Source organism: Agrobacterium sp. ST15.13.013, assembly GCF_027956525.1.
In the GTDB taxonomy this organism is placed as follows: domain Bacteria; phylum Pseudomonadota; class Alphaproteobacteria; order Rhizobiales; family Rhizobiaceae; genus Agrobacterium; species Agrobacterium salinitolerans.
The window spans coordinates 1-13,595 of record NZ_JAQKGP010000013.1 but is presented as its reverse complement, the minus strand read 5'-3'; the positions used below and the strand labels follow the sequence as shown (position 1 = coordinate 13,595).

17 protein-coding genes are annotated in these 13,595 nt (G+C 57.3%); 12 read left to right on the top strand and 5 right to left on the bottom strand.

What is annotated here, in order from left to right:
* Positions 1-47 precede the first annotated feature (47 nt).
* Positions 48-314, top strand: a complete 267-nt coding sequence (locus tag PL597_RS14475) for a hypothetical protein (protein WP_271365542.1) — start codon at positions 48-50, stop codon at positions 312-314.
* A 33-nt stretch (positions 315-347) separates the two neighbouring features.
* Here PL597_RS14475 and PL597_RS14470 read toward each other — a convergent pair whose 3' ends face one another.
* The gene (locus PL597_RS14470; RefSeq protein WP_271365541.1) at positions 348-1,886 is read right to left on the bottom strand and encodes an IS3 family transposase; all 1,539 of its coding nucleotides are present in this window, start codon (positions 1,884-1,886) and stop codon (positions 348-350) included.
* Here PL597_RS14470 and PL597_RS14465 point away from each other — a divergent pair.
* Both PL597_RS14465 and PL597_RS14460 read left to right on the top strand, forming a co-directional pair.
* On the top strand, positions 1,885-2,601 hold the full coding sequence (locus PL597_RS14465; protein ID WP_271365539.1) for an ABC transporter ATP-binding protein: 717 nt from the start codon (positions 1,885-1,887) through the stop codon (positions 2,599-2,601). The two genes, PL597_RS14470 and PL597_RS14465, sit on opposite strands and share 2 nt — an antisense overlap.
* A gap of 4 nt (positions 2,602-2,605) precedes the next feature.
* Positions 2,606-3,526 (top strand): efflux RND transporter periplasmic adaptor subunit, encoded by a 921-nt coding sequence (locus tag PL597_RS14460; protein WP_137411795.1) that lies wholly within the window; start codon positions 2,606-2,608, stop codon positions 3,524-3,526.
* 471 nt (positions 3,527-3,997) lie between these two features.
* On the opposite strand, the gene PL597_RS14455 is transcribed toward PL597_RS14460, so the two are convergent.
* Positions 3,998-4,468 carry a very short patch repair endonuclease gene (locus PL597_RS14455; RefSeq protein WP_210256925.1) on the bottom strand — a complete coding sequence of 157 codons (471 nt, stop codon included), beginning with the start codon at positions 4,466-4,468 and terminating at the stop codon, positions 3,998-4,000.
* Positions 4,449-4,913, bottom strand: a complete 465-nt coding sequence (locus tag PL597_RS14450) for a hypothetical protein (protein WP_271365538.1) — start codon at positions 4,911-4,913, stop codon at positions 4,449-4,451. The genes PL597_RS14455 and PL597_RS14450 overlap by 20 nt, the downstream gene beginning before the upstream one ends.
* A gap of 214 nt (positions 4,914-5,127) precedes the next feature.
* Between PL597_RS14450 and PL597_RS14445 the strand changes: the two genes are divergently transcribed.
* The 8 genes from PL597_RS14445 (at position 5,128) to PL597_RS14410 (ending at position 9,744) form a co-directional block, all read left to right on the top strand.
* On the top strand, positions 5,128-5,904 hold the full coding sequence (locus tag PL597_RS14445) for an alpha/beta fold hydrolase (protein ID WP_191218728.1): 777 nt from the start codon (positions 5,128-5,130) through the stop codon (positions 5,902-5,904).
* A gap of 446 nt (positions 5,905-6,350) precedes the next feature.
* Positions 6,351-6,683, top strand: coding sequence for an SH3-like domain-containing protein (locus PL597_RS14440; RefSeq protein WP_191218729.1), 333 nt, complete (start codon positions 6,351-6,353; stop codon positions 6,681-6,683).
* Positions 6,680-7,354 carry a nitrile hydratase subunit alpha gene (locus PL597_RS14435; protein ID WP_191218730.1) on the top strand — a complete coding sequence of 225 codons (675 nt, stop codon included), beginning with the start codon at positions 6,680-6,682 and terminating at the stop codon, positions 7,352-7,354. The genes PL597_RS14440 and PL597_RS14435 overlap by 4 nt, the downstream gene beginning before the upstream one ends.
* A complete protein-coding gene (locus tag PL597_RS14430; protein WP_376751450.1) occupies positions 7,351-7,695 on the top strand; it encodes a nitrile hydratase in 345 nt (114 codons plus the stop codon). Before PL597_RS14435 ends, PL597_RS14430 begins: the two co-directional genes overlap by 4 nt.
* The gene (locus tag PL597_RS14425) at positions 7,688-8,446 is read left to right on the top strand and encodes an aquaporin (RefSeq protein WP_191218732.1); all 759 of its coding nucleotides are present in this window, start codon (positions 7,688-7,690) and stop codon (positions 8,444-8,446) included. The genes PL597_RS14430 and PL597_RS14425 overlap by 8 nt, the downstream gene beginning before the upstream one ends.
* Before the next feature lie 89 nt (positions 8,447-8,535).
* A complete protein-coding gene (locus PL597_RS14420) occupies positions 8,536-8,847 on the top strand; it encodes a DUF302 domain-containing protein (RefSeq protein WP_271365536.1) in 312 nt (103 codons plus the stop codon).
* Positions 8,848-8,864: 17 nt separating this feature from the next.
* On the top strand, positions 8,865-9,044 hold the full coding sequence (locus PL597_RS14415) for a CbtB domain-containing protein (protein WP_020808383.1): 180 nt from the start codon (positions 8,865-8,867) through the stop codon (positions 9,042-9,044).
* 10 nt (positions 9,045-9,054) lie between these two features.
* Positions 9,055-9,744, top strand: coding sequence for a CbtA family protein (locus tag PL597_RS14410; RefSeq protein ID WP_191218734.1), 690 nt, complete (start codon positions 9,055-9,057; stop codon positions 9,742-9,744).
* Between the two features lie 297 nt (positions 9,745-10,041).
* On the opposite strand, the gene PL597_RS14405 is transcribed toward PL597_RS14410, so the two are convergent.
* Both PL597_RS14405 and PL597_RS14400 read right to left on the bottom strand, forming a co-directional pair.
* Positions 10,042-10,767, bottom strand: coding sequence for a cysteine hydrolase (locus PL597_RS14405; protein ID WP_191218735.1), 726 nt, complete (start codon positions 10,765-10,767; stop codon positions 10,042-10,044).
* Between the two features lie 146 nt (positions 10,768-10,913).
* Positions 10,914-11,432, bottom strand: a complete 519-nt coding sequence (locus PL597_RS14400) for a Dps family protein (protein WP_191218736.1) — start codon at positions 11,430-11,432, stop codon at positions 10,914-10,916.
* Positions 11,433-11,687: 255 nt separating this feature from the next.
* Between PL597_RS14400 and PL597_RS14395 the strand changes: the two genes are divergently transcribed.
* Positions 11,688-13,211 (top strand): aldehyde dehydrogenase (NADP(+)), encoded by a 1,524-nt coding sequence (locus PL597_RS14395; protein ID WP_416372233.1) that lies wholly within the window; start codon positions 11,688-11,690, stop codon positions 13,209-13,211.
* Positions 13,212-13,595: the final 384 nt, after the last annotated feature.

The following is a 13,595-nucleotide window of genomic DNA, read 5'->3' as shown; positions in this document are numbered from 1 at the left end:
CAGCGCGTGTCACCCAGACGGAAAACTCGTTATCATTGGAGAACACTATGAGCGACAGCGGCATTCCCGTTCCCGAAGGTCCAACCGAACTGATCGATACAACTTACATGGTTGGACAAGACAACATCACACCCCGGATCGGGCCGTTCGGCCTCGACGTGCATAACCCTGTTTTCCTGATCTCGGGTCTGACCATCGTTGGCTTCGTCCTACTGACGCTCGCTCTCCAGCAGTATGTGGGACCGCTCTTCTCCGCCCTGCGCGACTGGCTGACAGCGACCTTCGACTGGTTGTTGATTTGCACTGAGAGCTGACCCGGGGGGGGTGCGGATAAAAAGTTGGACTGTTCATAAGATCAGGCCGAGACTTTTACGATACTCGAGCGGGCTGAGCGATCCCAGCGATATTTTGATGCGCCTCTCATTGTACCACCGGATGTAGGCATCCACCTCGGCGACGAACTGCTCGATCGTGATGGCCTTCCAGTCTCGTGGATAGAAGAGCTCTGTTTTCAGGCGGCCGAAGAAGCCTTCGCACGCGGCGTTGTCTTGCGAGCATCCCTTTCGGGACATAGAGCGAACCAGCTGCGCATTGCTGATCCTGTTGAGCCAGCCAGGCCAGCGGTAATGGGCTCCGCGATCGGAGTGGATGATTGGCCGTTCATCTCCGTCGGTTACGGTCCCGATGGCTGCATCCAGCATGGTATTGACGAGACCCGCATCTGGTTGGGTTCCGATGGACCAGCTGATCACCATGCCGTCGAAGCAGTCGATGATAGGCGAAAGGTACACTTTGCCAGCGGGGATCTGGAACTCGGTGATGTCTGTGAGCCACTTCAGGTTCGGCGCTTTTGCATGGAAGTCGCGATTGATTATGTTCTCGGGCGCTGGACTGATCTCTCCCAGATAGGATCCGAACCGCCGTCGACGTGGTCTGGGAACGACCAACCGCTCCTGCTTCATCAATCGCTGGACAACCTTTTCCGAGATAGTCACGCTCTGCCTGGCCAACGACGCCTGCAGTCGGCGATAACCGTAGCAACGGCGGTTCGCCTCAAAGATTTCCGCAAGGCTGTGGCGGACGGCGGCATACTTGTCTGCCAGACACAAGCGGGCGCGGTGGTAGAAGTAGGAGCTTCGGGCTATTCGCATCTGGGTGAGCAGTTCCGGCAAGCAATAGGTGTCCTTAAGGGCGTCAATCAGTTGTGTCTTCTCCCGATTACTCAGGATCTGCAGATCGACGCCCAGGTCTTTTTTTATGAGTTCATTGGCCTTCTTCAGGAGATCATGTTCGAGTTGTAACTGGCGGACATCACGCTGAAGGGCTTCAAGTTGTCGCTCGAGCTCTTCACGTTCAGGCACCTTGGGATGGGCTTTGCGGCGTTTCATGGATGACGGGGCCTCACGATCGAGAAGCTGGTCCTTCCAGCTGTACAATGTTGGCCTTGAGACGCCTAGTCGGTCAGCTACCTGTTGAGCGGTTTCATCTCCACTGCATAGCCCGATGACGCCTGCTTGCCGGACATCCTCGCAATAGCCAGGATGCCACGATCGACCCGCCATCGATGTCCGTGTCTCCGGAAAGGCCTCGCGAACCCATTTGGTGAGAGTTCCTCGACCGGGATAGCCAAGCGCTCTCATCGTCGCAGAAATGCAACGATCATGGGTGCGAAAGTGCTCAAGTGCCGCCTGCCTCTGAGCCTCTGAAAATTTTGGCGCGCGGGCTACCGCCTGAACACGCAGGTCGAGATGCTGCAAGTACTCGCGGTACCAGCCCCTCAACGCATTCTTCGTCGGATACCCCAGCTGGCGAATGGTCGCGTTAAGCCGCTTCCCAAGCCGGATATAGAGCTCAACCGCTCGAAGTCTATCTGCGTAGGAATACATGAACTACCTCCTTGGTGGTCCAAGTTTTCGTCCGCACCCCCTTTCCCGCAATCCCGGGTCAGCTTTCAGTGCAAATCAACAGTCGGTCGACATTTTCGCTGGAGAATTCACGCTACTGATTGGCCCTTCGGGCTGTGGCAAGAGCACGCTGCTTGCCATCCTCAGCGGCATGACGAAGCCAGACGACGGGTCGGTGAGCACAGGTGATGTCATGCTGTCTGCCTTAAGCGATGAAGCGCGGGACGAATTTCGCCTGAAGAATTGCGGATTTGTTTTTCAGGGGTTTAATCTTTTCCCGGGCCTCACCGCGGTCGAGCAGGTGCAGATGCCGCTTGATTACATGTCTGTTCCCGCTGCAGAGGCCCGGGAACGGGCCGCAAGCGCATTGGCAAGCGTCGGCTTGTCAAAGAGAAGTCATCTACGGCCATCGGAAATGTCCGGCGGTGAAAAACAGCGTGTTGCGATTGCCCGCGCTATCGTCAAAAAACCCGCCATTCTCTTCGCAGACGAACCGACCAGCGCCCTCGACAGCGAAAACGGTCGAAACATTGTCGAGATTCTCCAGTCCATCGCAAAAGACTCCGGTTCGGCGGTGCTGTGTGTTTCGCACGACATGCGTCTCGTCAAGCAGGCTGATCGTGTCCTCCAGATGGAGGACGGACGCCTGCTCCGAGACATCAGGCCCATCTCCGGTAAAAGTTCCACAGGATCCTGAAGACATGAAATTTCTCCCTCGTATCAAACGTCCGGCAGTGACAACGGTTTCGGCTGGGATGATCGGCGTGGCGCTCTTGTATTTCACCGCACTTTCCCCAAACGCCGAGGAAGATACCGACCGGCCGGATCTGGTCGGTCCACCCATCCTGGCTGCCGCTAGGGGGGTCGTAGATATCCCGGGCGGTCTTCTGCGGGTCGCCTCCCCCCGCGATGGCATCGTTGCGTCCCTGCTGGTCAACGAGGGTGACCAGGTCAAAGCGGGGGACGTCATGGCGGTACTCGATTCCAGTCAGGAAACGTTATCGGCGAAGATCGCATCGGAGGAAGCTCTGCAGGCCGAAGAGCAACATAATCTTCTTCAGATGAAGATGAAAAACCTTTCTCGCCAGGCAGATCGGGTCAAGCGCGCCGCAGCGGGAAATGCCGTCTCGGACCAAGCTCTCGATGAAGCCATAGCAGCCAGGGACAATCTCACCGGCGAACTGAAGGTGGCCGCCTCGGTTCTCGCTGCCGCAAAGATGCGGCGCGATATCGCCGCCCGCGAAGTCGAAATACGAACAATCCGCGCTCCGGTCGACGGTTTCATCATCAGGCAGGGGATTAAAGTCGGGGAATTTGCCGCCGCCAGCGGCGCGACCGAGATGTTCACCATCCTGCCGGAAGGCCAGAAGATCGTCAGGGCGGAAATCCCCGAGCAGTTTCTCGACAACGTCAAACCCGGTGTGCCTGTTGAGGTGCTTGCAGAAGACAGAACGGGGCAGGCATATGAGGGTCGCATCAGCCGGATTTCTCCCGTTCTGATGCAGTCAACCGGCATGCCCGGCGAACGCAATGACATTCGCACAGCAACCTCCATCGTGATGGTGAGCCGCGACGCTCCGTTCCGGGTAGGGCAACGGGTCATTATTCGCGTCTACAAATAGGTCGTGCTACGACGGTCGTGACGATCTGGTGTGGTAACTTCAAGGACCTTCACGCCCGCGGCCTGCATATATACCAAGGCCCGAGATGCTGACGCATCCTCGCCTTGAAGAGATTGCAAATATCTCAAATGCATCAGACGCTTGAGATATTTGCAAAAGGAATACCAAGAGTCATATTCAATGATTCTTGGTATTACTGCTCCACAAACGCGAAAAGCCCCACGTCGTCGATCGACTGCGGGGCTTTGGTTTGGATGCCGATTTTGGCCAGTAAGTCTTTGTCAGACTTGGACAAATAGGGAAGTATGTAGGAATTGGTTGCGGGGGCCTGAGGGCATGGAGACTTGTAAATTCTTAGCCTCGAGCCCGCCCAGCGTTGACAATTTGCGATTAGGCAAGAAGCGCCCATTATGCATTGGCAATCTCGTCGTCCGAAATGGCCGTGAACGGAACGACCGTTCTTGGTTGAACTTAGCTTTTTCCAGACGCAAGGGCGGCAGTGATGCGATGAGAGATGAGCTGGTGATCACCAATTTCGCATTCCCAGATCACGACGGTTCGCCATCCAAGCTCACGCAGCGCTTCGATCACCCGCGTATCGCGTGCCACGTTCGCCGTAAGCTTGGCCTCCCAGAACTCGGTTCTTGTCTTCGGCATCGTCGCCCGTTTACAGTCATGGCTATGCCAAAAACAACCGTGTACGAAGACGGCCAACCGGTGGCGCGGCAAGACGATGTCTGGCTTGCCGGGAAGATCCAACCGTCGCAGTCGGAACCGATAACCCAGCCGATGGAGCAGCTTTCGAACGGCTATCTCAGGCTTCGTGTCGCCGCTGCGGATCGCCTGCATGTTGCGGCGACGCTCCGGGCTGACGTCGGACGCCGGAAGATCGGTGGGCGTTGTACGTCGCTGGCTCGCCCTTTCAGGCTTCGGTCCCTTCATTCTCGTTCTCGGAAGCGGCTGGTGCGACGAAGTCCAAGCCTATGCGGGTGAATTCGACGCCCAGCTTGTTCACTAGGTTCAGGGCATACTCGTAGCGCAATTGGGCAATGATGTGGGCATCGAAGGATTTTATCTCGAGCTCGCCCGACTCCCCGCTCACTATGCGAAGTGACAGATCGGCGGTCTTGTCGGCTTTGATCTTGAAGCGACCGTGCTTGCTCGCGAACATTATCCTCCAGATGGGTGAACCGTACTCGCCCTTTTTGGGGAAAACACTGTAGGGCTCGACCTTGTTCTCCTTCTCGTCGAGCAAGAAGACCATAGTGTTGGAATTCACGTCAGCGCGTTCGACGTTCGGTCTTGCGTGGAGCTGCACAGCGAGGAACGGTTTGGTCAACGACTTCGATGAACCGCTCATGCCGATCTGGTTCTTCTGCTTGGGCACAAGGTCGCAGGCGGGGGACACGCAAACCCATACGCCAAGACGATTTCAAAATCGCGTTTCCGCATCGTTTTGAACATGTTTGATCCGCCGACAGCGCCTGAGGAATATCTCCGCCCGCTTCGACTACTCGATTATACAAGCCGAAGACCCTGAATAGTGAGACCATTTCCCTATCGTCGTCGTTCGACGTCCGACAAAATTACAAGGAGTTACCATGCGCAAACAGACCCTGCTCGCCCTGCTCTCGATGACGATGCTCGGCGTTCCCGCATATGCACATTCTGCAGACAAGCCGACGGTTGTTCTTGTCCACGGGGCATTCGCCGACGGCTCCAGCTGGAACGGCGTTGTCGCCAAATTGGAGAAGGACGGTTATCCCGTTGTTGCCGTCGCCAATCCGCTTCGTAGTGTTACCGGGGATGCCGACTATGTCCGGCGCATCGTAGACAGCCTCAACAGGAATGTCGTCCTTGTCGGCCATTCTTATGGCGGGGCCGTTATCACCCAAGCAGCTGCCGGCTCGAAATCCGTGAAGTCTCTCGTCTACGTTTCAGCTTTTGCGCCGGACGCCGGAGAGTCCGCTCTCGATCTGACAGGGAAGTTCCCAGGCAGCACACTGCCACCGACGCTCGCCGCGCCGGTCGCTCTCGAGAATAATGGCAAAGACCTTTACATCGATCAGGCGAAATTTCCGGAACAGTTTGCAGCCGATGTTCCGCGTTCGGAAGCCAAGCTGATGGCTGCCACCCAGCGTCCGGTCACGCAAGCTGCCTTGGAAGACAAGGCGAAGGACGTCGCATGGAAGGAAATCCCGTCCTGGTTCATCTATGGCGACGCGGACAAGAACATCCCGCCAAAGGCGATCGGCTGGATGGCCGAGCGCGCCCACTCCAAGGAGACTGTCGTCGTCAAGGGCGCATCGCACGTCGTGATGGTTTCGCACCCTGATAAGGTGGCTAAAATCATAGAAGATGCTGCCAACGCTGAATGAAGCAGCGGGTCAGCGGAGTCTCGTAAGCCGCTGGCCCACCACTCGTCTCTTGCATGCGGGTTGCGCCCACCTGGTCCTTCCAAAGAAAACTCTGCTGGCCGCGCACAGAGGGAGCGTCTTGATAAAGTTCTCCACATCGGTCGTTATGTGATTGACGTCGTTCGGCGTTGTGCTGTTAGTGGGGCGGACCTGGCACTACTGACGACGACTACCGGAGCGGCACTTCCGCTTTAGCGCGCGAACAGTGATACTTCCCGCCGGGTGGCGTGGCCACCATCCCTCTGCGACCCAAAACAGACGCGGGCGGAATATTCTTTTGCGATACGGCTGGCGTCGGGGCTGGGATTCACGCCTTTAAACTAAGCCAGCACCGCGGCTGCTGAATTTTACAATATTGTTCGGAGCAACGACCTCAGTTTGGGCTATCCAAATGAAGGAGCGTTGAAATGACTTCACAGTCGATAGCGCAATCCGTCGTACCCGCCCTCGGAGAAGTCCCCGACTTCCAGGTAGGCGACCAGGTACGGACGGCAGTGCGCTTTCCAGTCGGCCACTACCGACTTCCCACGTACCTCCGCGGCAAGGCTGGCATCGTTGAACGAGTCATCCCGACGATGGGTGTCGACAACGAGGAGGAAGGCTATGGCCGGAATGCCGGGTCGAAAGGTCATTACTACCGTATTGCGATCCCGATGACCGAAATCTGGGCTGAGTACGAGGGCCAAGCAACAGACGGCCTGAGGATCGAAGTCTTTGAAACCTGGCTCGAAAGGATTTGACCTTGCACGACGACAATCACGATCACGATGAGCACGATCATCATCACGACCACGCGCATCCGCATGAAGACATCTCCATCACGGAGCCTCCCAGTTATTACGACATGATGGAAACAGCGGTTCGCGAGCTTCTCGTCGAACGCAAATTGTTCGGCGCAGACGAAATCCGGCGACAGATCGAAGTCTTGGATTCCCGCACGCCGGCACTCGGTGCCAAGGTCGTTGCGCGAGCCTGGGTCGACGACGAATTCCGCAAACGTCTACTCGATGACGGGCGAAAGGGTTGCGAGGAACTGGGCGTCACGTTCTACGACGACACGCAGTTGATCGTTCTGGAAAACACGCCTGAAGTCCACAACCTCATCGTCTGCACGCTGTGCTCGTGCTACCCGCGACCCGTACTGGGCTTGCCGCCGGACTGGTACAAGCTCAAGCCGTATCGGGCCCGAGCCGTTTACGAACCTCGTGCTGTTCTCGAGGAGTTCGGGACGCACATTCCCGATGATGTCGAGATCGTCGTCAGCGATTCCACGGCCATGGTTCGTTACCTCGTGCTGCCGATGCGGCCGGCGGGAACTGAAGGACTATCTGAAGAGGAACTTGCTGCACTGGTGACGCGCGACGCGATGATCGGCGTCATCCCTGTCGAATATCAAAAGAGGGTTGCATGATGTCCAGCGAAGGCCTCGTAAAGAAACTCCCCAATGATATCGGCGGGGACATTGGCGGAAAAATTGAACGTGTCGAACACGAACTTCTGCCGTGGGAAAAGCGCTGCCACGCACTCGCGGACGTCCTTGATTTTCACAAGATCATCAATACGGAGGAGAAGCGCCGCGGCGTCGAAGCGCTCGGCTCGGAAATGATCGGGAAGCTCTCCTATTATGAGCGCTGGATCATCGCCTTCGCGAACATCCTGTTCCAGAAAGGTATTCTGACCCCGAGCGATATCGCCACCAAAATGGCTGAAGTCGAGGCGCGCTCGAAGTCACAAGGCCAAGCTAATGGCTGACCTCACAGTGACGCGCGAAGCGGCTTGCTTCTTCGAGGCAGATGGGACGATACCGGTACTTAGGCGTTCGTTTGTCGAGGCAGTAGGGACTTGCTTGCTGGCGGTTGCGATGGTGGGCTCCGGCCTCACCGTCGAGCATAAGCTCGCGGGGGAACCGATCGCCACATCGCTTGTTATCGCGATCTCCATCGCCGGTTCGTTAGTGGGATTGATCATCGCTCTCGGAAGAGTTTCCGGGGGCCACTATAACCCCTTGATCACTGTCGGGCAGTGGCTCCGAGGTGAACGTCCGACTACATGCACGATCGCGTATGTAATCGCCCAGATGTTGGGCGGGGCCCTTGGCGCGATCATTGCCACAACGATGTTCGGAGCATCCTCCAGTCCGATCATGGGCCACACGCCCTCAATTGGCCTAGTCATCAGCGAGATTGTAGCTTCAACGGGCCTGCTTACGATCGTCATCGGTTGCGAACGCAGTGGCAAGCCAGATACGGGTCCGTTCGCCGTTGGCGCCTGGCTTGTTGCAGCCATTTTAGCCACTCCTTCAACGTCTTTTGCCAATCCCGCGGTCACTCTTGCCGCAGCGTTCGCCGCTGGCCCGGTCGCGTTGAGCGTGGCGTCCGCGGCTACGTTTGCCGTGGCTCAGGTTGTCGGTTTGCTTGTGGCGCTTGGTATCACCAAAGTCGCGTTCGAGAATACGCGGGACATACCTCGCCAACGCCGTCCAATTTCGAGGTCAGCCCAATGATCAGACCTGAGGGTATGACGGTCCTGGAGACCCGGCTACCGCCGAGCATTGTGATCGAGCGGTTTCGTTCCGCGGTGGAAAGGGCCGGAATGAAAGTATTTGCTCTCATCGACTTCGCAGCGGACGCAAGGGATGACGGGTTGGTTATGGAAGACGCAGTACTACTCATCTTCGGCAATCCGAAAGTCGGCACTCTTCTGCTCATCGACGCGCCGCATTCAGGTATCGATCTGCCGCTCAAGGCACTTGCGTGGACCCATCAAGGTAAACAGTGGCTGTCGTACAACGAGCCTGCCTACATCGCCCGGCGACATGGCCTCTCGATCGACGGGCCAATTCAGAAGATGTCCGAGGCACTCAAATCCGCTGCAATTGCGGCCACCAGCAACGAAGTATCCTAAGAGACAGAGGAACCGTTATGACGACAATTACTGAACAAAAAATTGCCCACGTACGAGCGCCAGCAAAAGCGCTCGCACTACTCATGCTCGGCTTTCTGGGCGTACTGCTAGTTGGCGGTGTGGGCTTCGCCGGAATCCCAGCAGTCCACAATGCCGCCCATGATGTCCGTCACACCCTAAGTTTTCCGTGCCATTGAGGTTGATGCAATGGCTTATCTTCAAAAGCTCTTCTTCGCGGCGATAATCGCGGGATCCATCGGCGGCATTTTCGCCTCGGCGCTCAATATCTCGATTACTGTGCCGATGATCCTCCAAGCAGAGATATCCGAGCATGCAGCTGAACACGCCTATGCTGGCGAACAGGGGGGGCACGAGCACCCTGAGATGTCCGCATTCGCGAGAAACACGTTGACGGTCGTCGGCATGATGCTGGCGCATGTCGGCTTCGCGCTTATGATGACTGTGCTCGCCGAACTAAAAGGGAGCTTGGCCTCTTGGAAATCCGGTCTTGCCTGGGGCGCTGCCGGATACCTTATCTTCAGCCTCGTTCCCGCACTAGGCCTTCCGCCGGAGCTTCCCGGGATGCCCGCCCCGGACCTCCTTCAACGTCAGGTTTGGTGGATTACTTGCACGGCTTGCACTGCCGGTGCGATCGTGTCCGCCGTCAACTATCGTAGTCCTCTGGCCCTCATTGCTGCGGCGGTTCTTGTGGCAATGCCATTCCTAATTGGCGCTCCAGCTGCCCCAGAAATGGAGACATTGGTGCCCGCAACTCTGCATCATGAGTTCGTGATCGGGACCCTTGCGGCAAACCTCGTGACTTGGCTCGTAATGGGGCTCTCCCTCGGGATGATAAGGTCTCCTGCACGTCCGCGGTTGGCGACGCTCAGCAGCTAGCCAATCTTTACAGGTGACAAAGCCCCTCGCGTATATACCGAGGGGCTTTCCGTGATCCGCCGCCTTGTTGAACCCCGACATACGGCGATGACCTTGGCGATCGCTGCCAAGCAATGGCTCAGCGACGATCCCGCGGCGAGCCCATACTCCCGCCACCACCGGTATTCTCCGGACCCGAACGGCCCGCTCCGAGCAGGCAGCCGGTGCTGCGCTCGCAGCGCAATCTCATCTAAAAGCGTTCGCCCTCGCTGCCTGATGTCAGACAGGCAATCCCGCCCCGAAGGGCGGGGAAGCCCCTTAAGCTTTGCGTGCAGCTAATTCAAGGTGGTTTGAAGCCTCGTCGGTCGTCCATAGCGCGTTCGCGAACCACCGGAAGTTTACGAGGGCCGCCATGTAGGCGTCTCCCTCGGGTAGTTTGCTGCCCGCAGTAGCATCGCGTACCACGGCAACTTCGAACCCGTGTTCCACGAAGTCGCGAAGGTGTGACTCGACGCAGAAATTGGCCGCCATACCCGCAAGGATAACCTTGTCGATGCGCTTCTTTCGCAGTTGGAAGATCACGTCATTCGTTTGTGGCCCGGCAATCTTGTGGGGCGAGCAGACGATGGTCTTTCCGTCCTCGATGTATTGCTTATATTCAGGCATCCAATCAGCGCCTGATCCGTCGAAACCTTCAAGTGAGAGCGGATCGCGACGGTCGAACATACGCAGTTTGTGCATGAGGGACTCACCTGTCGCGGCGAAGTCCCAGCGATGATCGACCGGGTAGTAATAATGCGGTGAGATGACGACACTGATGCCGGCTCGCTTCGAGTTTTCGAAGAGGCGGCCGATATTCTCCACGGTATTGTGCTCGGTGATACTCTCACCAAATGCACCCCAAGCTGCCCCCTTGGGGCTGAGAAAGTCGATCTGAGGATCAGTGATCACAAGAGCCGTGGTCGACAGATCGATATCGAACTCAACCTTGGGAAGCGCAGGGTTTTCCGGATCCTTATACGCGGTTGGAATTACGCTGGTCATTGGAATCTCCTAATGTTGCCACCGAGACTCGGCCCGCTGGCGTTTTGATGTGCATTAGTGGGACAGCCGGCTTGAAAGCCCAAACCCGCGCCAACCGGGCTTGCGATGTTGGCGAGGCTGTAGCTGCACGGAAAGTTGGCGTCCACTCAGCGGTTGGTGTCACGCAGGATCTCAAAGAGAAACCAGACTCGTTGCTCGCCTTCATCAATCCAGTTCTCCAGAAGGCTTGTCGTTGCTATGTCAGCGTGCTCATCGCAGACGCCATGGAGGTTGCGCAAGCTTGCAACAAGGCCGGCATTGTCTTCACGGAGTTCCGCCAGCATTTCATGAGGATGAACAAAATCGGCGTTGTTGTCGGCAATACGCTGGCGCGTTGCGATATCACCGATAGACCTGAGGGCGGGTCCACCGAGCTTTCGAACCCTTTCTGCAAGCGGGTCAGTCATCGCCAGCAACTGCTCGCCGTGCTCGTCAAGCATGAGATGGTGGTCGCGGAAACTCGCGCCGCTCATATGCCAGTGAAAGTTTTTGGTCTTTAGATAGAGCGCAAACACATCGGCGAGCAGCGTCGTAGCAGCGGCAGAGATGTCCTTAACGGCATTCTCGGACAAGCCTGTCGGCGTCCTGAGGCTTGCCATACGGCGTAAGTGTAGCTGTTGGTCCATGTGAGGTTCCTTGCGTTTGCCGCGGTCCCGAACCACAATATGCGTTCCGTCGGGCCGATCTGAGTACGCACGGACTATGCGAGCGTTGAGCGCGGAGATCTTGCAAATATCGTCTCCAAAAACCGATCGTCTTGCGTACGAGCGGAGCGGATCCGCCAATCACGTTCATATCAACGCTGATAGTAGACAATTAACTGAAGCGACGGTCGCGCAGACGATGTCGGCATAATCGAAATCGGAGAATGACAAACGGCTATCAAGGGCGAACTTCTAATCGGCGGCGAGAGCTTCTCGGGCAAAGGAACGGCGTTCTTTGCCACCGAGCAGACGATTGGCAACCGGCTGGGCGGGGCCTTTCATGGAGCGACACCAGATCAGGTGGAGAAGGCGTTGGCGTTATCTTGGGAAGCATTTGGGACCTATCGCGAAACAACGCTGGAGGAACGCGCTCTATTTCTTGAACGCATCGCCGAGAACATCCTCGATCTCGGAGACGAACTGGTGGAAAGGGCTGGCGCGGAGACGGGGCTTCCTGAAGGCCGGATTGAAGGCGAACGTGCGCGCACCGTCGGGCAATTGAAGCTTTTTGCAAAGGAGGCGCGGGACGGTCGTTTTCAGGAGCTTCGGGTCGATCCTGCTGACCCCGAGCGGAAGCCCAACGCGAAGCCTGATCTCAAGCTTCGCAACATCCCGTTGGGTCCTGTAGCCGTGTTTGGGTCCTCGAATTTCCCGCTGGCTTTTTCCGTCGCGGGTGGTGACACGGCTTCTGCCCTTGCTGCGGGATGCCCGGTGATCGTCAAGGCTCATTCGGCCCACCCGGGCACTTCCGAGCTGGTCGGAAGGGCCGTTCAGAAAGCCGTCGCCGATTCCATGTTAGCCCCGGGCGTATTCAGCTTGCTGTTCGACGCCGGGTTCGAGGTAGGCCAGGCGTTGGTCGCAGACAGTCGCGTCCGTGCAGTCGGATTCACGGGTTCCCGCCGCGGAGGTCTGGCTTTGCTCGATATTGCATCGCGTCGAACGCAGCCGATCCCTGTTTACGCGGAGATGAGCAGCATAAACCCGGTGATTATTTTCCCAGCTGCTCTTGCGAACCGAGGAAATGAGATTGCGAAGGGGTTCATCAGCTCACTAACGCTTGGCGCTGGCCAATTCTGCACAAATCCAGGCCTGGTTCTTCTAGTCGAGGGAATGGGTCTCGATGAGTTTCTGAACAAGGCAGCGACCCACATCGCGGAAGCGGCAGCCCAAACGATGCTGACCGCCGGGATCTGTGATGCTTTCCGACGTGGAACTGCAACGCTGGAGTCCAAGTCGAGCGTTCAGGTAGTAGGTCGAGGAAAACCTGGAACCATGCTCGAGGGCCAAGCGGTGCTTTTCGCGACCACAGGATCGGCATTGATTCAAGATGCCCAGCTTCAGGAGGAAATCTTCGGTGCGGCTAGCCTTGTGGTCCGTTGCGCGAATCATGACGAACTTCAGCGCGTTCTGACCGCGCTGGAAGGTCAATTGACGGTTGCCCTTCACATTGACCAAGATGACTTTGAGATCGCAAAACCGCTCATTCCGGCCCTTGAACTGCTAGCGGGACGCCTGCTCGTGAACGGTTTCGGAACGGGTGTGGAGGTCTCGCCGGCCATGGTCCATGGGGGCCCCTATCCGGCGACGTCCGACGGTAGGTCCACCTCGGTCGGCACGATGGCGATCTATCGGTTCCTGCGGCCCGTTTCCTACCAGGATTTCCCTGCGTCGCTGACGCCCTCCGCGTTCAACAAACGATAAAGATACCAACAACGGCAAAAACTTGTGCGCAAGGCCCTTTCGCCCGAAAAGGAATGACCTCGCCTTGTCGCCGATGGCCGACCGAGGCGGCCAAATGTGCCGCCGCGCTGAAGTCCATTCACGCTCATCGAGGCACATATTGTAGGCGCTGAGCGGCTGCCCGGTGGTGACGCCAAAGGCAGGTCCCGGCGAGGGAAAAGACGGTACGGGACACGATTCGACCTCTGGCTACCCACCCCGCAGTCAATCGTGAATATGGTACTTCGGGAACTTCAGCTACGTTAGCACTACTTTGGCAGATTAACTGACGGTTAACGATAATCGGCCATCTTTGGCCCCTCAAAAAGGGGTGCGGTGGATGGTGGAGCAGAATATTGCACTGGC

What these genes read in the sequence shown, in the direction of transcription:
- PL597_RS14410 (WP_191218734.1), top strand. Translation starts at nt 9,055, where the DNA reads ATGGCTTATCTTCAAAAGCTCTTCTTCGCGGCGATAATCGCGGGATCC.
- PL597_RS14420 (WP_271365536.1), top strand. Translation starts at nt 8,536, where the DNA reads ATGAAAGTATTTGCTCTCATCGACTTCGCAGCGGACGCAAGGGATGAC.
- PL597_RS14415 (WP_020808383.1), top strand. Translation starts at nt 8,865, where the DNA reads ATGACGACAATTACTGAACAAAAAATTGCCCACGTACGAGCGCCAGCA.
- PL597_RS14460 (WP_137411795.1), top strand. Translation starts at nt 2,606, where the DNA reads ATGAAATTTCTCCCTCGTATCAAACGTCCGGCAGTGACAACGGTTTCG.
- PL597_RS14470 (WP_271365541.1), bottom strand. Translation starts at nt 1,886, where the DNA reads ATGTATTCCTACGCAGATAGACTTCGAGCGGTTGAGCTCTATATCCGG.
- PL597_RS14425 (WP_191218732.1), top strand. Translation starts at nt 7,688, where the DNA reads ATGGCTGACCTCACAGTGACGCGCGAAGCGGCTTGCTTCTTCGAGGCA.
- PL597_RS14440 (WP_191218729.1), top strand. Translation starts at nt 6,351, where the DNA reads ATGACTTCACAGTCGATAGCGCAATCCGTCGTACCCGCCCTCGGAGAA.
- PL597_RS14445 (WP_191218728.1), top strand. Translation starts at nt 5,128, where the DNA reads ATGCGCAAACAGACCCTGCTCGCCCTGCTCTCGATGACGATGCTCGGC.
- PL597_RS14405 (WP_191218735.1), bottom strand. Translation starts at nt 10,767, where the DNA reads ATGACCAGCGTAATTCCAACCGCGTATAAGGATCCGGAAAACCCTGCG.
- PL597_RS14400 (WP_191218736.1), bottom strand. Translation starts at nt 11,432, where the DNA reads ATGGACCAACAGCTACACTTACGCCGTATGGCAAGCCTCAGGACGCCG.
- PL597_RS14455 (WP_210256925.1), bottom strand. Translation starts at nt 4,468, where the DNA reads ATGAAGGGACCGAAGCCTGAAAGGGCGAGCCAGCGACGTACAACGCCC.
- PL597_RS14475 (WP_271365542.1), top strand. Translation starts at nt 48, where the DNA reads ATGAGCGACAGCGGCATTCCCGTTCCCGAAGGTCCAACCGAACTGATC.
- PL597_RS14465 (WP_271365539.1), top strand. Translation starts at nt 1,885, where the DNA reads ATGAACTACCTCCTTGGTGGTCCAAGTTTTCGTCCGCACCCCCTTTCC.
- PL597_RS14430 (WP_376751450.1), top strand. Translation starts at nt 7,351, where the DNA reads ATGATGTCCAGCGAAGGCCTCGTAAAGAAACTCCCCAATGATATCGGC.